This is a genomic window from Phenylobacterium sp. (assembly GCF_030680185.1).
GTDB lineage: Bacteria > Pseudomonadota > Alphaproteobacteria > Caulobacterales > Caulobacteraceae > Phenylobacterium.
Genome location: NZ_JAUXVZ010000029.1, coordinates 134,675 through 158,867 on the forward strand (window position 1 = coordinate 134,675; position 24,193 = coordinate 158,867).

The 24,193-nt window shown below is 68.5% G+C and carries 22 protein-coding genes; 12 read left to right on the top strand and 10 right to left on the bottom strand.

All coding sequences use genetic code 11. From position 1 onward, the window contains the following. Positions 1-77: 77 nt before the first annotated feature. The 7 genes from Q8L83_RS05780 to Q8L83_RS05810 all read left to right on the top strand — a co-directional run bounded on the left by Q8L83_RS05780 (position 78) and on the right by Q8L83_RS05810 (position 8,062). The gene (locus tag Q8L83_RS05780) at positions 78-893 is read left to right on the top strand and encodes an alpha/beta fold hydrolase (RefSeq protein ID WP_305285329.1); all 816 of its coding nucleotides are present in this window, start codon (positions 78-80) and stop codon (positions 891-893) included. 4 nt (positions 894-897) lie between these two features. Continuing rightward, on the top strand, positions 898-2,487 hold the full coding sequence (locus Q8L83_RS05785) for a PAS domain-containing hybrid sensor histidine kinase/response regulator (protein WP_305285330.1): 1,590 nt from the start codon (positions 898-900) through the stop codon (positions 2,485-2,487). Positions 2,488-2,759: 272 nt separating this feature from the next. Further along, positions 2,760-3,716, top strand: a complete 957-nt coding sequence (cysD, locus tag Q8L83_RS05790) for a sulfate adenylyltransferase subunit CysD (RefSeq protein WP_305285331.1) — start codon at positions 2,760-2,762, stop codon at positions 3,714-3,716. Next, positions 3,716-5,605, top strand: coding sequence for a sulfate adenylyltransferase subunit CysN (cysN, locus tag Q8L83_RS05795; RefSeq protein WP_305285333.1), 1,890 nt, complete (start codon positions 3,716-3,718; stop codon positions 5,603-5,605). Before cysD ends, cysN begins: the two co-directional genes overlap by 1 nt. Before the next feature lie 124 nt (positions 5,606-5,729). Continuing rightward, on the top strand, positions 5,730-6,077 hold the full coding sequence (locus Q8L83_RS05800; protein ID WP_305285334.1) for a helix-turn-helix transcriptional regulator: 348 nt from the start codon (positions 5,730-5,732) through the stop codon (positions 6,075-6,077). After that, the gene (locus tag Q8L83_RS05805) at positions 6,074-6,553 is read left to right on the top strand and encodes an SRPBCC domain-containing protein (protein ID WP_305285336.1); all 480 of its coding nucleotides are present in this window, start codon (positions 6,074-6,076) and stop codon (positions 6,551-6,553) included. The genes Q8L83_RS05800 and Q8L83_RS05805 overlap by 4 nt, the downstream gene beginning before the upstream one ends. Positions 6,554-6,643: 90 nt before the next feature. Beyond that, positions 6,644-8,062 (top strand): response regulator, encoded by a 1,419-nt coding sequence (locus Q8L83_RS05810; RefSeq protein ID WP_305285337.1) that lies wholly within the window; start codon positions 6,644-6,646, stop codon positions 8,060-8,062. Between the two features lie 24 nt (positions 8,063-8,086). Here Q8L83_RS05810 and Q8L83_RS05815 read toward each other — a convergent pair whose 3' ends face one another. Continuing rightward, positions 8,087-8,554 (bottom strand): GFA family protein, encoded by a 468-nt coding sequence (locus Q8L83_RS05815; protein WP_305285338.1) that lies wholly within the window; start codon positions 8,552-8,554, stop codon positions 8,087-8,089. A 172-nt stretch (positions 8,555-8,726) separates the two neighbouring features. Here Q8L83_RS05815 and Q8L83_RS05820 point away from each other — a divergent pair, with 172 nt between their 5' ends. Next, positions 8,727-11,210: a TonB-dependent receptor gene (locus Q8L83_RS05820; RefSeq protein WP_305285339.1), complete on the top strand. Its 2,484-nt coding sequence runs from the start codon at positions 8,727-8,729 to the stop codon at positions 11,208-11,210. 42 nt (positions 11,211-11,252) lie between these two features. Here the strand turns inward: Q8L83_RS05820 and Q8L83_RS05825 are convergent, their stop codons facing one another. Continuing rightward, positions 11,253-12,269 carry an NAD(P)-dependent alcohol dehydrogenase gene (locus Q8L83_RS05825; RefSeq protein ID WP_305285340.1) on the bottom strand — a complete coding sequence of 339 codons (1,017 nt, stop codon included), beginning with the start codon at positions 12,267-12,269 and terminating at the stop codon, positions 11,253-11,255. 79 nt (positions 12,270-12,348) lie between these two features. Between Q8L83_RS05825 and Q8L83_RS05830 the strand changes: the two genes are divergently transcribed. Further along, on the top strand, positions 12,349-12,963 hold the full coding sequence (locus Q8L83_RS05830; protein ID WP_305285341.1) for a hypothetical protein: 615 nt from the start codon (positions 12,349-12,351) through the stop codon (positions 12,961-12,963). Here the strand turns inward: Q8L83_RS05830 and Q8L83_RS05835 are convergent. After that, positions 12,944-14,107, bottom strand: coding sequence for an MFS transporter (locus Q8L83_RS05835; protein WP_305285343.1), 1,164 nt, complete (start codon positions 14,105-14,107; stop codon positions 12,944-12,946). The two genes, Q8L83_RS05830 and Q8L83_RS05835, sit on opposite strands and share 20 nt — an antisense overlap. 48 nt (positions 14,108-14,155) lie before the next feature. Beyond that, positions 14,156-15,187, bottom strand: a complete 1,032-nt coding sequence (locus Q8L83_RS05840) for a DUF1176 domain-containing protein (protein WP_305285345.1) — start codon at positions 15,185-15,187, stop codon at positions 14,156-14,158. A 127-nt stretch (positions 15,188-15,314) separates the two neighbouring features. Here Q8L83_RS05840 and Q8L83_RS05845 point away from each other — a divergent pair, with 127 nt between their 5' ends. After that, the gene (locus Q8L83_RS05845) at positions 15,315-15,689 is read left to right on the top strand and encodes a DUF423 domain-containing protein (RefSeq protein WP_305285346.1); all 375 of its coding nucleotides are present in this window, start codon (positions 15,315-15,317) and stop codon (positions 15,687-15,689) included. On the opposite strand, the gene Q8L83_RS05850 is transcribed toward Q8L83_RS05845, so the two are convergent. Beyond that, positions 15,686-16,888: a multidrug effflux MFS transporter gene (locus tag Q8L83_RS05850; protein ID WP_305285347.1), complete on the bottom strand. Its 1,203-nt coding sequence runs from the start codon at positions 16,886-16,888 to the stop codon at positions 15,686-15,688. The genes Q8L83_RS05845 and Q8L83_RS05850 overlap by 4 nt on opposite strands. Positions 16,889-16,989: 101 nt before the next feature. On the opposite strand from Q8L83_RS05850, the gene Q8L83_RS05855 reads away from it, so the two are divergent. Both Q8L83_RS05855 and pip read left to right on the top strand, forming a co-directional pair. After that, positions 16,990-17,985: an alpha/beta fold hydrolase gene (locus tag Q8L83_RS05855; protein ID WP_305285348.1), complete on the top strand. Its 996-nt coding sequence runs from the start codon at positions 16,990-16,992 to the stop codon at positions 17,983-17,985. A gap of 8 nt (positions 17,986-17,993) precedes the next feature. Next, positions 17,994-18,986 (top strand): prolyl aminopeptidase, encoded by a 993-nt coding sequence (gene pip, locus Q8L83_RS05860; RefSeq protein WP_305285349.1) that lies wholly within the window; start codon positions 17,994-17,996, stop codon positions 18,984-18,986. A 19-nt stretch (positions 18,987-19,005) separates the two neighbouring features. Here the strand turns inward: pip and rodA are convergent, their stop codons facing one another. From rodA to Q8L83_RS05885, 5 genes are all read right to left on the bottom strand, one after another. Then, entirely contained in the window at positions 19,006-20,160 is a 1,155-nt protein-coding gene (rodA, locus tag Q8L83_RS05865; protein ID WP_305285351.1) for a rod shape-determining protein RodA, read from the bottom strand. Further along, entirely contained in the window at positions 20,157-22,136 is a 1,980-nt protein-coding gene (gene mrdA, locus Q8L83_RS05870; protein ID WP_305285352.1) for a penicillin-binding protein 2, read from the bottom strand. Before mrdA ends, rodA begins: the two co-directional genes overlap by 4 nt. A 12-nt stretch (positions 22,137-22,148) precedes the next feature. After that, on the bottom strand, positions 22,149-22,610 hold the full coding sequence (locus Q8L83_RS05875) for a hypothetical protein (RefSeq protein WP_370868359.1): 462 nt from the start codon (positions 22,608-22,610) through the stop codon (positions 22,149-22,151). A gap of 47 nt (positions 22,611-22,657) precedes the next feature. Further along, positions 22,658-23,770: a rod shape-determining protein MreC gene (mreC, locus tag Q8L83_RS05880; protein ID WP_305285355.1), complete on the bottom strand. Its 1,113-nt coding sequence runs from the start codon at positions 23,768-23,770 to the stop codon at positions 22,658-22,660. 64 nt (positions 23,771-23,834) lie between these two features. After that, a partial coding sequence (locus Q8L83_RS05885; protein ID WP_305285356.1) for a rod shape-determining protein occupies positions 23,835-24,193 on the bottom strand: 359 nt, incomplete at its 5' end.

The following is a 24,193-nucleotide window of genomic DNA, read 5'->3' on the forward strand; positions in this document are numbered from 1 at the left end:
CGCTGAAATCTCGAATCTTTTCAATTTTTATTAGGTGCGCTGCAGCAAAATCCAGGGCGCACTGAGGAGCCTTTGGGATGGACGTCGTCGCCCGCAACAATCTGACATTCCGGGGACGCGGCCCGTCCACCTTTCTGTTCGCCCACGGATTTGGTTGCGATCAGAACATGTGGCGGCATGTGGCCTACGCCTTCGACCAGCAGGGCGTGGTGGGCCTGTTCGACCACGTGGGCGCGGGCCTCTCCGACACCAGCGCCTACGACCCTGAGAAGTACAGCTCCCTGCACGGCTACGCCGCCGATGTGATCGAGATCTGCGACAGCCAGGGCCTGAAGGACGTCGTGTTTGTCGGCCATTCGGTCAGCGCCACCATCGGCGTGCTGGCGGCCGTGGCGCGGCCGGATCTGTTTTCGGCCCTCGTCCTGGTCTGTCCCTCGCCCCGCTACGCCAATACCGACACCTATTTCGGCGGCTTCGATGAGGCCGATATCGATGAACTGCTGGACCTGATGGACAAGAACCATCTGGACTGGTCGGCCCTGATGGCGCCGGTCGTCATCGGCCAGGAGAATGGCTCGGAGTTGCAGGACGAGTGGCGCGACAGCGTCTGCCGGGCCGATCCGGAGATCGCCAAGGCCTTCGCCAACGTGACCTTCCGTTCCGATCACCGCGCCGACTATCGCAAGGTGACGACGCCGACCCTGCTGATCGAGTGCAGCGACGACGCCTTGGCGCCGGCCGAGGTGGGCGCCTACGTCCAGGCGGCCATCGCCGGCAGCCAGCGCCATATCCTGAACGCCAGCGGCCACTGCCCACACATGAGCGCGCCCGCCGAGGTGATCAGCGCCATCAAGGCCTTCGTCGCCGACCAGGGGAGCCGCAGGGCCGCCTGACCTCGTGACGCGTTCAACCTCCGCCGCCGAGGCCGATGACCTTCTCGACCTCCTCCCCTGCGGCCTGCTCCAGCTCAGCGCCGACTTAGAAATCCTGTCGGCCAACGCCTATTTCCTGGACCTGATCGGGGCCAGCCCGGCCGACCTCGAGGGCATGAAGCTGCATCGGCTGCTCAGCGTGGCCGGTCGCATCTTCCTGCAGACCCGTCTGCAGCAGGAATTGGCCCTGGCCGGCCGCCTGGAGGAGCTGGCCCTCGACATTATCCGCACCGATGGGGTCCGGGTGCCGGTCATGCTCAACGCCGTGCAGCCGCCGGACGCCCACGGCCAGCCCGGCCCCATCCGCATCGCCCTGTGGCGCGCGGTCAGCAAGCGCGCCTATGAAGCCGAGGTCCCCAAGGCCAGGCTGGCCGCCCAGGAGGCGGTGCAGGTCAAGGCCGACTTCCTGGCCAATGTCAGCCACGAGATCCGCACGCCGCTCAATGGGGTGATCGCTGTCGCTGGCGTCCTGCGCCGCACGCCGCTGACCTCCGAGCAGCAGGAGATGGTCGATATGATCCAGTCCTCGGGCGCCATGCTCGAACGGCTGGTCTCCGACATCCTTGACCTCTCCAAGGTGCAGGCCGGCGGCCTGACCCTCGAGGCCAGGCCCTTCGACCTCATGGACGAGATCGGCGGGGTGATCGACATGGCCCGCCTGCGCGCCCGGGAGAAGGGGATCGGCTTCCATCTGGACTGCGGCGAAGGGGTCGAGGGCCGCTATCTGGGCGATTCCGTGCGGCTCAAGCAGATCCTCGGAAACCTGACCGCGAACGCCATCAAGTTCACCGAGCAGGGCGAGGTGCGTCTGGCCCTCGCGCGGACCGCGGACGGACGGATCGAGCTGCAGGTGAGCGACACCGGCGTCGGCTTCGACGAGGAGGTGGGCGACACCCTGTTCCGCCGCTTCCAGCAGGCCGATTCCGGCATCACCCGACGCTTCGGCGGGACCGGCCTGGGACTTTCGATCACCAAGGCCCTGGTCGATCTCATGGGCGGAACCATCACCGCCCGCTCACGCCCAGGCGAGGGCAGCCACTTTACGGCCACCCTGCCCCTGCCCCAGATCGAGACCGTCTTGGCCCCCTCGCGGGAGGCGCCCCCTCCAGCGCCCACCGACGTGTCGGCCAGTCCGCGGATTCTGCTGGTCGAGGACAACCCGACCAACCAGCGCGTGGTCCAGATGATCCTGGCGCCTTTCGACATCGACCTGACCATGGTCGAAAACGGCGCCCTCGGCGTGGAGGCCTGGCGCCGGGGCGCATTCGATCTGGTCCTGATGGACATGCAGATGCCGGTCATGGACGGGCTGACCGCGATCGCCGAAATCCGCAGGATCGAGCAGGTCGAACCTCATCGCGGCCGCACCCCTGTCGCCATGCTGAGCGCCAATGCGATGGAGCACCACCGGCAGGAGTCGATCCGGGCCGGCGCCGATCTGCACCTCTCCAAACCCATCACGCCTGAGCGGTTGCTGGCCGGGATAGAACAGGCCCTGGCCCTTGCTGCGGCGCCGGTGGGGTCCCCGATAGAGACAGGCCAGGCCACCGCCTGACCGCCTCGGTCGTGCGCCGAACCGAGGCGACACTTGGGTTTCACCCAGATCGGGCGCCCGCCGTCATGGGATTGTGCGACGCACGCGCTAAGGATCGGGACTGGCCCGGAACTTGAACCGGAGGTTGAGCCTGCGCTTGCCTTGGGCGCCTTGGTCCCTTAACTGACCGGGAAAGGGCCAGTCTGCGTGTCGGGTGCAACCGACGGGCGGATTATTTTGAGCAATAGACGGATACTCTGGCCCAGATGACCCCCATGCAAGGTTCGACTGTCATGGACGCCCGCCAAGCCGAGGCCGCCAAAGGCGCCCTCACGCCCGGCCTTTCCGCCGAAACTCTCACTCACCTTCAGCGGCTGGAGGCGGAGAGTATTCACATCATGCGAGAGGTGGCCGCCGAGGCGGAGCGGCCGGTGATGCTGTACTCCATCGGCAAGGACTCCGCGGTGATGCTTCACCTGGCGGCCAAGGCCTTCTACCCGTCCAAGCCGCCCTTCCCGCTGATGCATGTGGACACCACCTGGAAGTTCCAGGCGATGTACGAAATGCGCGAGCGCATGGCCAAGTCCCTGGGCTTCGACCTGATCGTGCACAAGAATCCGGAAGCCGTGGAGCGGGGCATCAATCCCTTCGACCACGGCTCGGCCCTGCACACCGACATGTGGAAGACCGAAGGCCTGAAGCAGGCCATGGACAAGTACGGCTTCGACGCGGCCTTCGGCGGCGCCCGCCGCGACGAGGAAAAGTCCCGCGCGAAGGAACGCGTCTTCTCCTTCCGCTCGGCGCAGCATCGCTGGGACCCCAAGAACCAGCGGCCTGAGCTCTGGAACCTCTACAACGCGCGCAAGGCCCAGGGCGAAAGCATCCGGGTCTTCCCGATCTCCAACTGGACGGAGTTGGACATCTGGCAATACATCCACCTGGAGAACATCCCCATCGTGCCCCTCTACTTCTCGGCCGAGCGGCCGGTGGTGGAGCGCGACGGCGCCCTGATCATGGTCGATGACGACCGCATGCCGCTTCGTCCGGGCGAGACCCCGATGATGAAATCGGTGCGGTTCCGCACGCTCGGCTGCTACCCGCTGACCGGCGCCGTCGAGAGCACCGCGGCGACCCTGCCCGAGATCATCCAGGAAATGCTTCTCACCACCACGTCCGAGCGCCAGGGCCGCGTGATCGATCACGACCAGGCCGCCTCGATGGAGAAGAAGAAGCAAGAGGGCTACTTCTGATGTCGCACCAGTCCGCACTCATCGCCGAAGACATCGAAGCCTATCTCAAGGCTCACGAGCACAAGAGCCTGCTGCGCTTCCTGACCTGCGGCTCGGTGGACGACGGCAAGTCCACCCTGATCGGCCGCCTGCTCTACGACTCGAAGATGATCTTCGAAGACCAGATGGCCGCTCTGGAGGCCGACTCCAAGAAGGTCGGCACCCAAGGGGGCGAGATCGACTTCGCCCTGCTGGTGGACGGTCTGGCCGCTGAACGCGAGCAAGGCATCACCATCGATGTCGCCTACCGCTTCTTCTCCACCGATACGCGCAAGTTCATCGTCGCCGACACCCCTGGCCACGAGCAGTACACCCGCAACATGGTCACCGGCGCCTCGACGGCGGACGCGGCCATCATCCTGATCGATGCGCGCAAGGGCGTGCTGACCCAGACGCGGCGGCACTCCTATCTCGTCTCGCTGCTGGGCATCCGCCACGTGGTCCTGGCCATCAACAAGATGGACCTGGTGGGCTGGAGCCAGGAGGTGTTCGACTCCATCCTGGCCGAGTATCACGACTTCGCCGCCCAGATCGGGATCAAGGCCTTCACCGCCATCCCCATGTCGGCGCTGAAGGGCGACAACATCACCGAGCCCAGCGACAAGGCGCCCTGGTACAAGGGCCCGCCCCTGCTGCCGCACCTCGAATCTCTCGATGTCGAGGACGACCTGCGGGAAAAGCCCTTCCGCATGCCGATCCAATGGGTGAACCGCCCGGACCTGGACTTCCGCGGCTTCTCCGGCCTGATCGCCACCGGAACCATCACCCCTGGCGACCGGGTCAAGGTGTTGCCGTCCGGCCGCGAAAGCACCGTGGCGCGCATCGTCACCATGACCGGCGACCTGCCCCGCGCGGTGGCTGGCCAGTCGGTGACCATCACGCTGACCGATGAGATCGACATCAGCCGCGGCGACGTGCTGTCCATCGCCGGCCAGCCGCCGGAAGTCGCCGACCAGTTCGAGGCGACCATCGTCTGGATGGATGACGAGGGCATGCTGCCCGGCCGTCCCTATCTGATGAAGATCGGCACGCGCATCGTCGGCGCCAGCATCACCGAGCCCAAGTACAAGGTGAATGTGAACACCCTCGAACACCTGGCCGCCAAGCGGCTGGAGCTGAACGAGATCGGCGTCTGCAACCTGTCGCTGGACGCCCCCATCGCCTTTGACGCCTACCAGGACAACCACACCCTGGGCGGCTTCATCCTGGTGGACCGGATCTCCAACCGGACCGTGGGCGCGGGCATGCTGCACTTCGCGCTCCGCCGCAGCCAGAATATCCACTGGCAGGCGCTGGACGTGTCCAAGGCCTCTCGCGCCGCGCAGAAGGGCCAGAAGGGCCGCGTGGTCTGGCTCACCGGTCTCTCGGGCGCCGGCAAGTCGACCATCGCCAACCTGGTCGAAAAGCGCATGCAGGCCGTCGGCCTCCACACCTATCTGCTCGACGGCGACAATGTCCGCCACGGCCTGAACAAGGATCTGGGCTTCACCGAGGAGGACCGGGTGGAGAACATCCGCCGGGTGGCCGAGGTCTCCAAGCTGATGGTCGATGCAGGACTGATCGTGCTGGTCTCCTTCATCTCGCCCTTCCGGGCCGAGCGCCGGATGGCCCGCGAGCTGATGGAGGACGGCGAGTTCGTCGAGGTCTATGTCGCCACCCCGCTGGCGGTGGCCGAGCAGCGCGACGTCAAGGGCCTCTACGCCAAGGCCCGGGCCGGCGAGCTGAAGAACTTCACCGGCATCGACTCCCCTTACGAGGAGCCGGAACACGCCGAGATCACCGTCGACACCACCACCCTGTCGCCCGAACAGGCGGCCGAGGAAATCGTCGCCTGGCTGGCCAAGAACTAGGGTCAGGACGAAGCAGACGACAGAAGGGCCGGCGCCGCAGGGCGCCCGGCCCTTTTTCGTTTTGGGCGCCGTCTGCGATGCGTCGGGCTTGACTCCTGTCCGGGTCGTCGCAAAACTTAAGTGAATGCTACAGCATCAAGACAGCCCCCTCGACCTCGCCTTCCAGGCGCTCGCCGATCCCGGCCGCCGGGCCATGGTCGAACGCCTGAGTCTTGGCCCCGCCTCGGTGAGCGAGCTGGCCGAACCCCTGCCCATGACCCTGTCAGCGGTAGTCCAGCACCTGAAGATCCTGGAGGCCGCAGGCCTGGTGACGACAAAGAAGGTCGGCCGGGTGCGCACCTGCGCCCTGAAGGGCGAGGCCATGGCCAGGGTCGAGCACTGGATCGCCGAGCGCCGGCGGTTCTGGACGCAGCAGTATGACCAGCTTGAGGCCTACCTGGCCAACACCGCCCCCAAGACGAGGGACCCATGACGATCACCCATCACACCTTCACGCTGGAGCGGCGGCTGAACGCCACGCCGGCCCGGGTCTTCGCCGCCTATGCGACCCTTGAGGCCAAGAGCGCCTGGTTCGGGGCGATCGCCGACATCGAAACCCTGGACCGCGACTTCGATTTCCGGGTGGGCGGCAGGGAGCGCTTCCATGCCCGTTGGCCCGGCGGACGGGTCAGCGACTTCCAGGCCATCTATCACGACATCGTCGAGGCCCAGCGGATCATCCTGGTCTACGACATGTTCCTGAACGGTGAGAAGCTGTCGGTCTCCCTCCAGACGCTGGAGTTCCACAAGGAAGACGTCGGGACCCGGCTGATCCACACCGAACAGGGCGCCTATCTGATTGGCGGCCCGGAGGCGGCGCAGGGCCGCGAACATGGCACGGCCTGGGGCCTCGACAATCTCGCAGCCCTGATCGAAGGGCGCGCCCCGGAGCCCCTGGCTCCCACCTGAGCGCTGTCCGCGCGGCGGGACAGCTTCACCAGAAATTTAGGCTGGCAGGACCACGGTCGGGCTCACGTTCCATCAGCGGACACCGCAGACATGGCTCCACATCGGTTCGGCGCGGGATGGGACCGGTTGCGGCGGCCTGTCTGGCTGTATGATCCGCGGACCGGACAGAAGCCCTACGCCAATCCGGCCGCCCTCTCCCTTTGGGGGGCGGAGAGCCTTGCGGCCCTGGCCGACCGCGACTTCTCGGCGCAATCGCCGGCCATGAAGACCCGCATTCAGCGGCTTGTGGAGCAGACCGCCCAGGGCGCGGCGGTGAGCGAGCGCTGGGTGTTCTTCCCGCACGGCCAGCCGGTCACGACCCAGGCGGTTGTCTCAATGTTCGTCGATGACGACGGCCAGGCGTTGCTGCTGTTTGAAGCCACGGTTGAGGATGTCCCCGTCGAGGAGCGGCGGGCCGCCGAGGCCCTGCGGCACGCCTCCACCCTGATCAGCCTGTTCGACATCGATGGAACGAGGCTCTTTTCCAATCCTGCCGCCTTCCGCGCCTATGGCGACATGGAGGGTGATTTCGCCGCCCGCTTCGCTGTGCCCGAAGAAGGCCAGGCCATGCTCACGGCCGCGGCCGAGGGCTCGGTCTCAGAACTGCGCGCGGTGATCACCCGGGACGGCCCACGTTGGCACCATATGGGCGCCCGGCCGGTGCCAGACCCTGTGACCGGGCGCACCTGCATCCTGCTGGACGAGCAGGATGTGACGCTCCGGGTCGAGGCTGAGATCGCCAGGAGCGCGGCCGAGCAGAAGGCCAGCATGGCCGAGGCCCGGCAACAGTTCCTGACCGAGATGTCCCATGAGCTCCGCACGCCCCTGAACGCCGTGATCGGCTTCTCCCGGCTGCTGGCGGACGCCGATTTGCCCACCGCCGCCAGCGATCAGGCCCTTCGGATCCACGGCGCAGGCCTTGGGCTGCTGGAGGTGGTCAACCAGATGATCGCAGACCCCCTGGGCCAAACGGTTCAGCCCCTGCCGCACCCCGCGGCGTCCGCTGACATCCCCGGGGAGGAGGCCGAACAGGGCCTCTCCAACGGCGGCGAAACGGGTCTGCGAGCCCTCTATGTGGACGACAATGAAAGCAACCGCACCCTGGTCCAAGCCATGTTCGCCACCATGGGCTTCGTCTGCGAGACGGCTGTCGACGGCCGCGCCGGCGTCGAGGCGGCGAAGTCCGGGGACTGGGACGTCATCCTGATGGACATCCAGATGCCTGTGATGGACGGGGTGACGGCGACGCGGATGATCCGGGCGCTGGAGGGCGCTGCGGCGTCCACCCCCATCATCGCCGTGACCGCCAATACGCTGCCTGATCAGATTCAGACCTATGTCGAGGCCGGGATGGACGATTGCGTCGCCAAGCCGATCAACATGGTCGAGCTGCTGACCAAGGTCTCACACTGGGCGCAAGGGTGCTGGCGCGAGACGGCCTTGGCGGGACCGACCGCCACGGCGTCCTGATCCCGGCTCTTCCGCCGTCCGCCTTTAGCCCCTGACCTCCCACGCCTCCGTGTCGTGGTCGGGGTGCTGGTAGGACACGATGCCCGCCAGGTAGACCGCCGCCTTAGGCTCCTCCACAGGGTGGACCGGCAGGCTCGCAAGGTCGTCGAGCTCAGCGACCTGCGCCGGCGAGGCCAGTTGCTCGGTCAACCGCGCCTCGGCGGGTCGGTCCAGGGCGCCGATGGCCAGGCTGACATGCCCCTCTCCATATTCGAAGGTCAGCGGCGTGCCGCAATCGCTACAGAATCCGCGGCGGACCTTGTTGGAGCTCTGGAAGCGCTTGGGCTCGCCACGGGTCCAGACCAGGGCCTCGAACGGCGCCCCCACATAGGGCCCGAACAACCCGCCCGTCGCCTTCTGGCACATGCGGCAATGGCAGATGGAGCCCTCGCCGAGCTCACCCTCTACGCGGAACCGCACGGCCCCGCACTGGCATCCGCCGGTCATGGTCATCGGGACGCCTCTCTACCCCAAGGGCTTCAGACCCGATGGTGGCATAACAGCCCCGGACGTCAACGCCACCGCCTCGCTTGCGCCGTGATCGCGACGGATATGGCGGGGTCGTGCGTGACAGCTTCATGGGCGGTCTCCCCGCCGCCCGGGTCAGCATCAGGAATTAAGTGCTTTGCGTCTGCCTCCCCGTCGTCGTCCCCCCGCCCGCCTGCGCGCCAGCCTGCTGGCCGGCGCAGCCTTCGCCAGCCTGTCCGCCGCCGCCATGGCTCAGGAGGTGGGCGACTATGATGATGTGGAGGTGCAGGAGCTCGTGGTCAGCGGCGCGCGGCCGGCAGGCTCAGTGATCGGCGACATCACCCCCGAGCTCACCCTCTCGCCCCAGGAAATCCGCGCCTATGGGGCGGCCAGCGTCAGCGAACTGCTGGAGGCGCTCTCTCCCCAGATCGGCAGCGGCCAGGGCGGCGGGCGTCCCGTCATTCTGATCAATGGCGGCCGCATCTCGGGCTTTTCCGAGATCCGCGACCTGCCCACCGAGGCCATCGCCCGGGTGGAGATCCTGCCCGAGGAGCTCTCCCTGAAGTACGGCTATCCCGCCGAGCAGAAGGTGGTGAACATGGTCCTGCGGCCCCGGTTCCGCGCCACCCTGGTGGAGGGCACGGTCAGGACGCCGACCCAGGCCGGCGGCGGCGAGACCCTCGGCGCGCACGGCGCGCGGCTCGACATCCTGCAGGGCCGTCGCCTGACGGTGGACGGCAAGGCCAACTGGACCAGCTCCATCGAGGAGAGCGACCGCGACATCACCGGCGGCGAAGGCGCCTTCCGCTCGCTGCAGCCCCAGTCCAGCGACGTCGCCCTGAACGCTGTCTATGCCCGGCCGCTGGACAACGGCGTCTCGTTCTCGGTGAACGGCCTGTTGGAGACCAGCGAGAGCGAATCCCGCCAGGGCCTGTCGCCCTTTGGACCCGAAGCCCAGCTGAGAAACACTGAGCGCCAGACCGCCCGCCTGGCGGCCTCGGCCAATGGCGCCCTGGCCGGCTGGCAGTGGTCGACCACCGCCGAGATCGAGCGCGGCGAGGTGGAGACCGATACCGACCGGGCCTCGGGCGGGCGGGCCTTCCAGGACACCGCCCGCACGGTGACCACCTCCGGCGCGGCCGATCTGGTGCTGAATCGCGCCTTCGGGGAGCTGCCGGCCGGCCAGATCAGCACCGCCCTGACGGCCAGGGCCTCGGCCACCGAACTGGAGAGCGAGGCCACGCGACTCGGCGCCTTTCAGGCCAGCGATCTGTCGCGGACCGTGGGCGAGCTGCGCGGCAATTTCGACATCCCGCTGACCCGGGCCGGCGAAGGCCTGGGCGAGCATATCGGCCGCCTGTCGGCGAATCTGAACCTGGGCGTCGAGCAGGTCTCCGACTTCGGCGCCCTGGAGACCTGGGGCTATGGCCTGAACTGGCGGCCGACCCCGGAGCTGCGCCTGCTCGGATCCTTCAGCCGCAGCGGCGAGGCGCCGACCATGAACCAGCTGGGGGACCCCGTGACGGTCACCACCGGGGTTCGCGTCTTCGACCTGACCCGCGGCGAGACCACCGAGGTCGCCCGCACCACCGGCGGCCTGGCCACCCTGGACGCCGGCCAGAAGGACGTCTTCAAGCTTGGCGCCACCTACCAGCCTTTTGACGAGATCAATCTGCGGCTGCAGGCCAACTACGTCTCGAGCCGCACCCACGACGCCATCGTCGCCTTTCCCTCGGCCTCGACCCAGGTTGAGGCGGCCTTCCCCGACCGTTTCACCCGCGACACGTCGGGCGCCCTGACCGCCATCGATGCGCGGCCGGTCAACTTTGCCCTGCAGGCCCGGGACGAGGTGCGATGGGGCCTGACCTATTCGCGCCAGATCGGCTCAGAGCCCACCGCCGATGAACGGGCCGAGATGCGGCGTCGCTTCGAGGCCGCCCGCCCGGCCGCCGCAGCGGGAACCGAGGCTCAGACCCCCGCCCGGGGCGGCGCGCAGGCAACCGCCGAACGCCCGCCGTCCGGCGAGGGTCCGCCTGATGGCCCCCCGCCCGGCGATGGCGCGGGCCCTTCGGGTCCCCCCGGCGGCGGCATGGCCATGGGTGGTCGAGGCCCAGGCGGCCCTGGCGGCGGCTTTGGCGGCTTCGGCGGCGGCGGGCCCCGCAGCGGGGTCTTCCAGGTCGGTTTCTATCACACGCTCGCCCTGCGCGATGAGGTGCAGATCGGCGCCGGCATGCCCAAGCTCGACCTGCTGGATGGCGCAGCCCTGGGGTCGGGCGGCGGCTCGCCGCGCCATCAGCTGGAGCTGCAGACCAACTATTCCAAGGCAGGTGTCGGGGTGGCCATGAACGCCAACTGGCAGAGCGCCACCACGATCTCCGGCAGCACACCGGAAGGAGATCTGGAGTTCTCCGACCTGGCCACAGTCAGCCTACGTCTGTTCGCCGATCCCGGCCGCCAGCGCTGGGCGCGAGACTATCCCTGGCTGCGCGGCGCCCGGGCGACCCTGTCGATCGACAACCTCTTCGACGCCCGCCAGGAGGTGCGCACCGGCGACGGCGCGATCCCGATCACCTACCAGCCGGACCTGCTCGATCCTGTGGGCCGGACGGTTCGGCTGACCGTGCGCAAGCTGATCTTCTGAAGATAAGAGCGGCCGGCCTCAGCCGCCGGCCGCTCCCGCGCCCTAGAACTCCAGGACGATCTTGCCGAAGTGTTCGCCGCCGGCCATGGCCGCAAAGGCCGCCTTGGCCTCGGTCCAGGGGAAGACCTTGTCCACCACAGGGGCGATGCGATGGAGCTCGATCGCCTTGCACATGGATTCGAACATGTCGCGGGAGCCGACGAAGACCCCCTGCATCTTCGCCGCATTGCCGATCAGGACCGCCGGATTGATGCCGGCGCCGCCCTGGGCGACCACGCCGATGATGGCGATATGGCCGCCGATGCGGATGGCCTTTAGGCTCTGGTCGATGGTGCCCTGGCCGCCCACCTCCATGATGAAGTCCGCCCCCACCCCGCCGGTCGCCTCGCGCACGGGCTTGGCCCATTCCGGGGTCTGGCGGTAGTTGACCAGGTGATCGGCGCCCAGGTCCTTGGCCCGGGCGAGCTTCTCGTCGGAGGACGAGGTGATCAGGGCCCGCAGGCCCGCGGCCTTGGCGAACTGCAGGCCGAAGATCGACACCCCGCCGGTGCCCTGCAGGACCACCGTGTCGCCCAGCTGCAGGTCTGCGTCCTCGAACAGGGCCCGCCAGGCGGTCAGCGCCGCGCACGGCAGGGTCGCCACCTGTTGGTCGGTCAGGAAGTCCGGAACCTTGGACACACCTTCCTGGCTGAACACCGCCAGTTCACGCCCCGCGCCTGGGATCGGCGAGCCCAGCGCCGTCATCGCCTTTTCCAGGGTCGGCGGCCCAGACAGCCAGCCCTGGAAGAACAGGGTGGCCACCCGATCGCCGACCTTCACCCGGGTCACGCCCTCGCCCACGGCCTCGATCACCCCGCAGCCGTCCGAGAACGGGGTCACTGAGCCGCCGGTGGCCGAGCCGCGGCTGTACATGCCGTTGATCATCAGCCAGTCGCGATAGTTCAGGGAGACCGCCTTCATCCGCACCAGCACCTCGCCAGGGCCGGGCTTGGGCTCGGGCGCCTCGACGATCGTCAGGTGGTCCAGGCCCCACGGTTCAGCCGCTTGCAGTGCGCGCATGGTCTTCATCTCCACTGTTTTCGCCAGTTTCGTCGGGCGCCCCTGGGGCATTCAAGGCCGCGTGGGCTATATTGGCTCCATGTCCCCTCGCCTCCTCCTCGCCGGTTTCGGCAGTTTTCCGGCCGCGCCGCTCAATCCGTCGGCCGCCGTCATCGCCACCCTGGCCCGTGAGGGCTGGGCGCCGCCCGGCTCAGAGATCGACTACCTTACCCTGCCCGTTCAGTGGCAAGGCGCAGCCGAGACGATCCTGCGCGAGGTTCAGGCGCGCCCGGTTGGCGGCATTCTGGTGGTCGGCGTGGCGGTGGAGGCGCAGACCTTCCGCGTCGAGACCCTGGGTCGCAACTGCGCCAGTCCCGACCGCCCCGATCAGGCCGGCCGGGTCTGGGGCTCGGCCTGCGTGGCCGAGGCGGGTGAGGACGTGATCGCGTCCACTGCGCCCTGCCAGGCCATGGCTTCGGCCCTGGAGACCGAGGGCCTGCCGGTCACCCTGTCGGAGGATGCTGGCGACTATCTCTGCAACTTCACCCTCTACCGCCTGCTGCACACCAAAGCGGCCCCAAAGGTAGGCTTTCTGCATGTGCCCCAGGCTCGGGAGTGTGCGGAGACGGCGACCTTCGACCTCGCCCAGATCCGCCAGGCGGTGAGCGCCACAGCCGCCGCCTTCTGCGCCGAGCTCACCCGTCCAGCCGCCTGACTCCGTAGAGCCGCAGGGCGCCGGCCAGGCCCAGCGCCGACATGGCGGCCATGGCGAAATAGCCATAGGCGCCGACCGCGTCATAGAGGCCGCCGGAGACGATGGTGGCCAGGCCGATCAGCAGGCCGCCGGAAAAGGCCGAGTTCATGGTCTGGGCCGATGAGGCGTTGGCCGGGGTCGACAGCCGCTCCACCAGCTGCAGCGAGGCCATGAAGGTGGCGGCGAAGCTGAGCGCATGCAGGGCCTGGATGGGAAACAGCAGCCAGAGCGGCGGCGACAGGGCCAGCGTCCCCCAGCGCACCACCGCGGCCGCCCCGCCGATCACCAGCAGCCGCCGGGGCCCGATGGCGCGCCGCCAGGGCTCCATGAACCACAGGAAGCCGATCTCCACGGCGACCCCGAAGCCCCAGAGGACGCCGGTCAGGCTTTCGGGGATCCCCTGCGCCTTCCAGACCAGGGCCGAGAAGCCGTAATAGAAGGCGTGGGCCGATTGGATCAGTCCCACCGAGACCACCGCCAGCATGAAGCCGCCGTCGCGCACCAGGGAGCCGAGACCGGCCAGGCTTTCCGACAGGGCCGCGCGGCCGCCCTCCTCGCGCACCGGATCTGGGGGCAACAGGAAGCGGGTGCCCACCGCCGTCAGCAGGGCGGCCACGACGATCCAGATCAGCACCAGGTCGGCGGGTCCCTGAACCAGCATCACCCCCATGACCACATTGGCCAGGATGAAGGCGGCCGAGCCGATGCCCCGGGGCCAGCCATAGTTGAAGCCGTCCCGCCGGGCCCGGGCCAGCACGATGACGTCGGTCAGCGGCGAGACCGTCGAGATGGCCGAGGCGGCCACGAACCAGACGGCGAACCACCACCAGAAGCCGAACGGCGCGGCCAGCAGGATGTAGGCCACAGTGGCCAGCGCCCCCATGAGCATCAGCGGCGTGCGGCGCAGGGCAAAGCTGTCGGCCCAGACCCCGATGGCCGGCGCGGTGATCACACGCGCCATCATCGGCGCTGAGAGGATCAGGCCGATCTCGGCGCCGCTCAGGCCATGGCGGGCGAACCAGATGGGAATGTAGGGCGCGCTGGCGCCGGTGCCCACGAAGATGGCCGAATAGAACAGGCCCAGACGCAAGGGCAGCGAGGGCATGGGTCAAGCCTGTGGGGCGGTTGGCGCCCCTCAGGCTCTAATCTGAGTCTAGCGTGACCGGTAGCTGACCGGCCAATCGTCGCTCATCACCCCCTGGCACTCCGGCATCAGCACCTGATGGGCCACGGCGAAAGCTTCGCCGGTCCAGATCCACTCGGTGATCGCACCGCAGTCGCCCAGCCCGCGGCCCTTGTCGAAGTTCATCAGGGTCTGGGTCTTGGGGTCGAAGCTGATGTTCATCAGTTCGGACGTCGTCTCGTCGCTGGGATAGGAGAGCTCGAGGGGGCGGACATCGCCGCCGCGCTCATCGGTGAGAAACAGGCGGTAGATGACGTTGTAGGCCCCGCGGGAGCAGACCACCCCCCAGAATAGCCGCCCCTGGCCAAGCCTGGCCACCTCCGGCGCAAAACCCAGGTCAGCGATGTCGTCGTCGCAGTCGCGCAGCTGCGCCTGCATGGCCGGCGACGGGGTCGTGGGCAGCCGGGCCTGGCTGACGGCGGGCGCGGCCTTGATCGCGGGCGGCTGGGACGGCGCTGGAACGGCCGAAGCGGGCCGCGCCCCCCGGGCCACCAGGGCGGTGACCGTGCCGGCCCGCTTCTGGCGATCATCCATGAACCGCATGGCCGCGCTCGATCCTGCCAGGGAGATGGTGGCGGCGGGGTTCTGGCCCTCCATCAGGGTCAGGGTGCGACCATTGACGAGCACCGCCAGCAGGGCGCGGGTCTGGGCGGGCGTCAGTTCGGTCACGCGACGCTCGGGATCCTCCGCCATCGGCGTGGCGGGCACAGCGGCCAGGCCGCTCGGCGAGGCGCCGTCCACCGCCAGGCGCAGGGTGGCCGCCGCAGTTCCCGCGGTGATCACGCTGATGGTCGGCTCGGCGCCCGGTCCCGTCTCGCGGCGTAGCTTCAGCAGGGCGGAACTGCCCATCTCCCCCAGTTCGCCAAAACCCATGGCGGTGCAGACCTGGACATTGTCGCAGACCACGGCCCAGTGGCCGAAGCTGCCGCTGTCGGCGGTCGCGCCGCCGCCGAGGCTCAGGGTGAACGCCGCTGCGGCCAGTCCCAACTTCCGCAAGTCCATGACCTGTCTCCTTGCGCCCAGCGCGATTTCCTCAACCTATGGCGCAGGGCTGAGTCAGCCTTGCACCGTCCTTGGCGCGGCCGTCGCCGGCGCGCCTCAAGGCGCCCACATAACGCAGGAGGACGCCATGGGTGTCGACCGATTCTGGCTGGGGCTGGCGGCCCTCGGGGGCTTTCTGTCGGTGGCCCTCGGCGCCTTCGGAGCCCACGCGATTGCTGATCCTCAGGCCAAGGCCTGGATGGACACCGGCGCCACTTATCTGATGGTCCACAGCCTGGCGGTGTTCGCCGCCGCTATTGTTGCAGGTCAAGGCGGGTGGCTGGCCCGGATCGCGCCGCCCTTCTTCCTCGGCGGCGGGATCATCTTCTGCGGAACCCTGACCGCCATGGCGCTCGGCGCGCCGCGCATCCTCGGCGCCGTCACCCCGATCGGCGGACTGATGTTCCTGGTCGGCTGGCTCGTCCTGGCCGTGGCCGCCTTCCGCCTGAAGCCCGCAGCCTAGCTGCGCCCCGGCAGGGCCAGGGTCCGCAGGGCCAGCGCCGATCCCGCCAGGGCCAGGGCCATGGCGATCCCCATGGGACCGGGGGTGCCGTCATAGGCCAAACCCGTCAGGCTGGCGGCCACCGCGCCCACCCCGAAGGAGGCCCCGCCCATCAGGGCGGAGACTGAGCCCGAGCGGCTGGCATCGACGCTGAGCGCCCCGGCCATGGTGTTGCCCTGGATGAAGCCATAGGTCGCCAGGATCAGGAACAGCAGGGGCAGCACGGTCCAGCGCTCGCCAATCCCGGTCACCGCCGCCAGGGCCAGCAGCGCCCCGAAGCCCACGGCAATCAGGCTTGCCCGCGCCAGGACCTGATCGGGCCCGACATACTTCAACAGGTAGCGGTTGGCCTGGCTGGCCCCGATGACGCCGGCGGCGTTCAGCCCGAACACCCAGCCGAAATTGGCCGGCGAGATCCCATAGACCTCGATCAGCAGGACCGGCGAGGCGGCGATATAGGTGAACAGGGTCGCCCCATTGAGCGCGCCGGCCAGGGCGTAGCCCACCAGGCGGCGCTGGCGCAGGAGGGCTGCGAAGGCGGCGAACGGGTTCTCCGCCCGGGCCTGGACGGCGGTGGCCTCCGAGCGGCTCTCTTCCAGCCGCAACAGCGCAAAGGCGCCGACGATCAGGCCAAAGGCCAGCAGCACCCAGAAGATGGCCCGCCAGCCGGCGACCTGCAGGATCACGCCTCCCACCAGCGGCGCGACAATGGGGGCGATCCCCATGATCAGCATCAGCAGGGACAACATCCGGGCCGTCTCGGTGTGATCGAACCGGTCGCGGACAATGGCCCGGGCCACCACCCCGCCAGCGCATCCGCCGAGCGCCTGGACGAAGCGGGCGGCGATCAGCATGTCGGGGCTCGTCGCCAGAGCGCAGGCTATGGTGGCCAGGGCGTAGACGGCGATGCCGGCCAGGATCGGACCCCGGCGGCCAAAGCGGTCCGAGGCGGGGCCATAGATGAACTGGCCGATGGCCATGCCGGCGAAGAAGGCGGCCACCGTGGCCTGGGTCTGGGCGGCGCTGGCTCCCAGGCTCTGGCCGATCTGCGGCAGACTCGGCAGATACATGTCGATGGACATTGGCGCGAACGCCGTGAGCGCGCCGAGCAGGATCACAAGACCCCAGGGGGTGGGCGCGGCGGCGGCGGCTTTGGTCATGCCCCTATCTAACCCTCCGGCCCCACAGGGGAAGGGCGCAAGGCTTGCCTCCCCGCCCATATCCCCCCAAATGCCGGGATCAGACCTGTCCGGAGCCCCCCATGGCGATCGCCCTGCCCCCTGCCCTCGCCGCCGCCATGCCCCCGGTTCAGACCGCCCAGGTGAACGGCATCGAGATGGCCTATTACGAGGCCGGCCCCAAGGATGGTCCGGCCATCGTGCTCTGCCACGGCTTCCCGGAGACCGCCTTTTCCTGGCGCCATCAAATCCCGGTCCTGGCGGAGGCGGGCTACCACGTCATCGCGCCAGACCAGCGCGGCTATGGCCTGAGCTCGGGTCCGGAGGCCGTGGCCGATTACGACATGGAGCACCTGACCGCCGACCTGGTCGCCCTGCTCGATCACCTGGGCCTTGAGAAGGCGGTGTTCGTCGGGCACGACTGGGGCGGCTTCGTCGTCTGGCAGATGCCGTTGATGCATCGCGAGCGCTGCGCCGGGATCATCGGCCTCAACACCCCCTACCAGCCCCGCTACCGGGCCGAGCCCATCGAACTGTTCCGCCAGGTCTATGGCCCGGACATGTACATCGTCTGGTTCCAGACCCCGGGCGAGGCCGACCAGACGCTAGGCGCCGACGTCAACAAGACCATGCGCTTCTTCCTGCGCAAGCCTGCGGCCCTGCGCCAGTCCAGCGAGACCAAGAAGGGCGGCTCCAGCTTCGCGTTCGCCGCGGGCCTGGCGGCCTATGACCCGGCCGCTGATCAGAGCCAGTTCCTCAGCGACGAGGAGATGGCGGTCTATGTGGCCCTGTTCGAGCACAGCGGCTTCACCGGCCCGATCAACTGGTACCGCAACTTCACCCGCAACTGGGAGCGGGGCGCCGACCTGCCCACCCGGATCGATGGCCTGCCCTGTCTGATGATCATGGCCGAGAAGGATGCGGTCCTGCCGCCCGCCATGGCCGACAAGATGGGCGACTACATTTCCGACCTCGAGAAGGTGCTGGTGACCGACTCCGGGCACTGGACGCAGCAGGAGCAGCCAGAGGCGGTGAACCGCTACATCCTCGACTGGATGCGCAGGCGTTTCCCGGCGTAAATACAGACATGGATCGCCCCTCCCCTTTCACCGCCGTCTCATCGCCCGCCCAACGTCGTGGGCTGTTCCCCGAGAACGAGCCCTTCGCCCATGGCTGGCTCGCCACCGAGAGCGAGCACGAGGTCTATTATGAGGAGTGCGGGAACCCCGACGGTAAGCCCTGCCTGATCCTGCACGGCGGCCCGGGCGGCGCGATCAACCCGACCATGCGGCGCTTCTTCGATCCCTCGAAGTGGCGGATGGCGCTGTTCGACCAGCGGGGCTGCGGCCGCTCTCACCCCAACGCCCGGCTGGAGCACAACACCACCTGGACCCTGATCGCCGATATCGAGCGGCTGCGGGTCAAGCTGGGCGTCGAGAAGTGGACCGTGTTCGGCGGCTCCTGGGGGTCGACCCTGGCGCTCGCATACGCCATCACCCATCCCGACCGGGTCGAGGGCCTGGTCCTGCGCGGGGTCTTCCTGCTCACCGAGAAAGAGCTGCGCTGGTTCTATCAGGACGGCGCCTCCATGCTGTTCCCCGACGCCTGGGCCCACTTCCTGGCGCCGATTCCGGAGGAGGAGCGCCACGATCTGATGGGCGCCTATCACCGGCGCCTGACCCATGCCGACCGCCGGGTGCAGGCCGAGGCGGCGACGGCCTGGAGCCAATGGGAAGGCGACACCATCTCCATCCGCGGGCCCGAGGCGCGGCCCTCAAAGTTCAACGAGGTGGACTTCGCCATCGCCTTTGCGCGGATCGAATGCCACTACTTCGTCAATCGCGGTTTCTTCCCGGAAGACGGCTGGATCCTGAAGAACATCGACAAGATCCGCGGCATTCCCGGCTGGATCGTCCAGGGTCGGTTCGATGTCGTCACGCCGATGGACGCCGCCTGGCGTCTGAGCCAGGCCTGGCCAGAAGCTAAGCTGGACGTGGTCTGGGATGCCGGCCACGCCTCCACGGAGCCCGGCGTCGTGGACGCCCTGGTGCGCGCCACCGACCAGGCCCTGGCGGGTTAGCGCCAGCCGGCTAGCGCCTTTAGACGAACGCGCCCTTGCCGCTGGTGACCTCGGTATAGCGGTGCACCCGCACCGACTGGACGAGCCCCCAGCCGATCATCACGGTCAGCATCACCGTGCCGCCATAGGAGAGCAGCGGCATGGGCACCCCCACCACCGGCGCCAGACCCATGACCATGGCCCCGTTGATCAGCACATAGAGGGTGAAGGTCGCCGTCACCCCAGCGGCCGCCAGCCGTCCGAAGTGGCTGTGGGCCAGGGAGGCGGTGCGCAGGGCCATGAAGATGACCGCCGCGAACAGGGCCAGCACCAGGGCGCACCCCAGGAAGCCGAACTCCTCGGCCAGGGTGGCGAAGATGAAGTCGGTGTGCTTCTCGGGCAGGAAGTTGAGCTGGCTCTGCGAGCCCAGCCCATAGCCCTTGCCGAAGAAGCCGCCGGAGCCCAGCGCGATCTTCGACTGCAGGATGTGATAGCCGGAGCCGGACGGGTCGCTCTCCGGATCGAGGAAGGTCAGCACCCGCGCCCGCTGATACTCGTGCAGCACGAACATCACCATGATGGGTACGGCCGCGACGAAGGAGATCACGGCTGCGCCGATGATCTTCCAGGACAGCCCCGCCAGGACCACCACCGCGGCCCCGGTCAGCGCGATCAGCATGGCGGTCCCCAGGTCCGGCTGATGGGCGACCAGCAGGACGGGGGCGGCGATCATCAGCGCCGGGATAATCAGCCACCAGGACAGGCGCGCGTCCTCAGCCGAGATACCGTGATAGAACCGCGCCAGGGCGAGCACGATGCCGACCTTCATCACTTCTGACGGCTGGAAGCTCATGAAGCCGAGATCCAGCCACCGGGTCGCGCCCATGCGCGTGTCGCCCACGAACTCCACCGCCAGCAGCAGCAGCAGCCCCAGCCCGTAGATCGGATAGGCGAGCGCGAACCAGACCCGCACGTCGAACAGGGCCAGCGCGATCATCAGGACGAAGCAGAAGCCGAAGCGGAACAGATGCGGCCCCGCCCACGGCTCCCAGGAGCTGCCGGCCACCGAGAACATCATCAACGCCCCCGTCCCGGCCAGCAGGCAGAGCGCAATGGCGAAGGTCCAGTCGATCTGGGTGAACTTGACCACCAGGCGGTCGCGTTCGCCCGGACGGCTCAGCGCGCTCATGGTCATGTGGGTTCACCTGGATCAAGGGGCGGCGGCGCGGCCACCGCGCCTTCCGGCGCCTCCCCCACGGGAGGCAGGTCGGTGACATCAGGCAGCGGCATGGGCTGGACGATACGGGCCCGGATCTCCGGGTCTTTCAGCAGGGCCACCCGCATGACCTCCCGGGCCCGCGGCGCGGCGGCCGTGGCGCCGCCCAGCCCGCCGTGCTGGATGATCACCGAAATCGCGTAGCGCGGCTGGTCGATGGGCGCGAAGGCGACATAGAGGTTGTGGTCCTTCAGCCCCCAGCGGACGCTGCGGCTGTCACGGTTGGCCACCCCGTCATAGCTGCGGACCTGGGCAGTGCCGGTCTTGCCGGCCATCAGCACGTCGCCGAGGCCCAGTTGGCTCTGCCGAAAGGCCGTGCCGCTGCGGTCGTTGGCCACGGCGATCATGCCGGCGCGCACATAGTCCAGATGCTCCTGCGAGAACGGCAGGTTCGGCACCTCGTCCCCAGGCGGCATCTCGACACCGCCCACCGACTTGACCAGTCGTGGGTTGAGCTGTTTGCGGCCATTGGCCAGTCGGGCGGTCATCACCGCCAGCTGCAGGCCGTTGGCGGTGATGTAGCCCTGGCCGATCCCGTAGCTGACCGAATCGCCGGGATGCCAGGTGGGGTCGCGCTTGACCTGGGTGCGTTTCCAGTCGGTGGAGCCCACCACCCCGGTCCGCTGACCGGGTATGCCGATGTCGAAGGCCTGGCCGAAGCCCAGGGCCTTGGCCGCCCGAGCGATGTGGTCGGGGCCCATTCTGAGGGCCACCTGGTAGAAGTAGACGTCGCACGAGTTCTTGATGGCGTCGTGCATGTTCTGGGCGCCGTGCCCGCCATGGCGCCAGCAGCGCCAGGTCCGCCCCCCGAACCGCCACCCGCCCGAGCAGTGAATCCGCTCCTCAGGATTGATGCCGGCCGCCAAGGCCGCCAGCGCCGTGGTCATCTTGAAGGTCGAGCCAGGCGGGTAGGTGCCGCTCATGGCCTTGTCGAGCAGGGGCCGGCGCTCATAGTCCGCCAGGGCCCGGTACTCGGCGGTGGAAAGGCCGCGCACGAAGCGGTTGGCGTCGAAGCTGGGCGCCGACACCATGCACAGCAGGTCGCCCGACCGGCAGTCCATGACGACGATGGCGCCGCTCTCGTCGCCCATCACCTCCAGAGCCCGGTTCTGAATGTCCACATCCAGGGTCAGCTCGACCGTCTTGCCTGGGGCTGCGGGGATGTCCCCGTCGGTGTCGTTGCGGATCTCGCGGCCGCGGGCGTCCACCTCGACCTTCCTGGCGCCGGTGCGACCGCGCAGGTCCAGATCAAAGGCCTTCTCCACCCCCTGACGACCGATCCGGAAGCCCGGATGCAGCAGGATGGCCTCCGAATTCGGGCCGGTCTCGGTGAGGTCCTCGCGGTTCACCTTGGCTACATAGCCGATGACGTGGGCGAAGGCGCCGCCGTGCGGATAGACCCGCACCTCGCCCATATCCGCGGTGACATTCGGCATTTCCGGCGCGCGGACATTGATCGCCGAGAACTGCTCCCAGGTCATGTCCTCCATGACCGACACCGGGGTGCGGTTGGGGGTGCGCTCGAACTCGCGCATCAGGCGCTCCTGGCGGGCCTCGTCCAGGGGCACGAAGTGGGCCAGGGTCTTGAGCGTCTCGCCAGGCTCGTGCTCCCCGTCCTTGACCACCAGGAGGCGGAAGTTGGGGCGGTTGGTGGCCAGGACCGCGCCGTTGCGGTCGACGATCAGCCCCCGCGGCGGCGGCACCAGACGAAAGTTGAACTGGTTGGAGGCCGAGAGCTTCTGATAGCGCTGGGCTTCCAGGAGTTGCAGGTGGGCCAGACGTCCGCCCAGGGCCAGCAGCCCGGCCCCGGCGAACCCGCCCAGCAGGAAGCTGCGGCGGTGGAAGGCCCCCTGCCGTTCATTGACCTCGGAGAAAAAGATGGACGGCTCGCTCAACGCCGTCGCCCCCTATCGGAACCGCACGTCGGCGTCATCGAACCTGTCGATCAGCCGGTGCGCAAATGGATACAGCAGGATTGTGGCGAGGAATTGCCAGAGCATGGCCAACAGGTTCGGGGTCGCCCGGACATCGAGCTGGGTGACCAGGAAGCCCACGGTCTGGGCCACGGCGCAAGCCGCCGCGAACCAGATCCACATCATGGGCCGGCTCTGTCCCACCATCATGTTCCGCGCGCCCAGCACCGCGCCATAGGCCACCAGCAGGGAGAGCGCCCAAAGTCCGAGCGGGCCGCCCCAGAAGATATCCAGGAACAGGCCCATGGTCAGCACCCCGAAGGGCGCGGCGATGGAGGGCCGGATCATAGCCCAGGCGAAGGCCGGCGCCATGCAGAAGACGGGCTCGGGCAGACCCCAGCCGAACACCCGGATTGGCAGGCTGAAGAGGATGGTGGCGGCCATGCACTGGAGCATCGGCGCGCCGAGCCAGCGCCAGGGGTCAAGCCTCGTCGCCGTCAGGCTCAAAAGACCGGCTCCTCGACCGGCGGCGGCGCGGCGGCTTCAGGGGATGGCGCAGGCTGGTTCGGCGCCGGCGCAGGCGCCGCCTTGGCGGCCGGCGCCTTGGGCGCGGGGGTCCTGGGGGCTGGGGCCTGGGCCGCAGGCGGGCGGGCGGCTGGCGCAGACGTTGCCGGCGCAGGGGTCGGCGGCGGCGGCGAGGTCACGCCCACGGCCGGCAGGACGCCATCGGCGGGGGGCTCGCTGCGGGCGTTCAGTTCGTCCTGGTCGACCAGCTGGGCGAAGTCCTCGAACAGCAGGATGCGCACGAAGTCGATGGCGCCGGCCTCAGAGCTCAACACCACCCGCCAGGCGCCGTCGACGCCCTTGACGGCGACGCCCACCGGCAGGCCCCGGGGCATCAGCCCCCCGTCGCCGGAGGTGACAATGCGATCGCCTTCCTTCACCGGGTCATGGCCGCGGAGATATTCGAGCTTGGGGTTGGGGCCGCCGTCTCCGGCCAGGATGGCCCGGGCGTTGGTGCGGTCAACCATCACCGGCGTGCGCGAGGCGATATCGGTGAGCAGCAGGACGCGGCTGGCGCCCCGGGTCACACCCACCACCCGACCCACAAGGCCATATTCGCTCATCACCGGGTTGCCCACCCGCACCTGCCGCTCGCGCCCGGCGTTGGCCAGGCGGGTGTTGGCGAAGGGTCCCCGGGAGTCGCTGACCACCCGGGCCGACACCATGGGGATCGGCGGATCGGTCTGCAGGCCCAGCAGGTCGCGGTAGCGCTCGTTCAGGTCCCGCAAGCCCAGGACCTCCTGGCGCAGCTGGGCGGCCTCTTCCAGCTCGGCGCGCAGGCGGCGGTTCTCGGACACCGCGAAAAAATACTGGCTGATCCCGTCCGAGAGGGCGCCGAACCAGTGGACGGGCGCCGACACCACCCCCGACACAGGCGCGGCTACGGCGTCGCTGACCTCGCGGGTCACGCCATAGGCCTCATTGCGCAGGGTCTCGCGGCGGTCGCCGAGCAGCAGGGTCACCGCCACGACGACGGCCACGACCAGGGCGACGCCGGCCGTCCAGACCAGCGGCACCCGGATTTCACCCAGAGGATTGTCCCGGAAGGACACCTAAGATCGTCTCCCCGCCAGAGGCAATTGGGCTGTGGCCGTACCGTCTTCGATCAAGCAAGTCCTAGGCCAGGGTAGATTCCAGAACGCCCTTCATCCACTTGGGATGTTCCAGGACCTTGCCGCAGCCCAGAGCCACGCAGGACAGGGGATCGTCGGCCACCGTCACTGGCAGGCCGGTATGGTCGCGGATCTCGGCGTCCAGGCCGCGCAGCAGGGCGCCGCCGCCGGTCAGCATGATGCCCTTGTCGGCGATGTCGGAAGCCAGTTCCGGCGGGGTGGCTTCCAGCGCCATCTTCACCGCATCGACGATCTGACCAACGGGTTCCGACAGGGCGTCGGACGCCTGCTTCTCGCTGATGCGGACCTCGCGGGGCACGCCCTGCATCAGGTCGCGGCCCTTGACCTCGATGGACAGGCCTT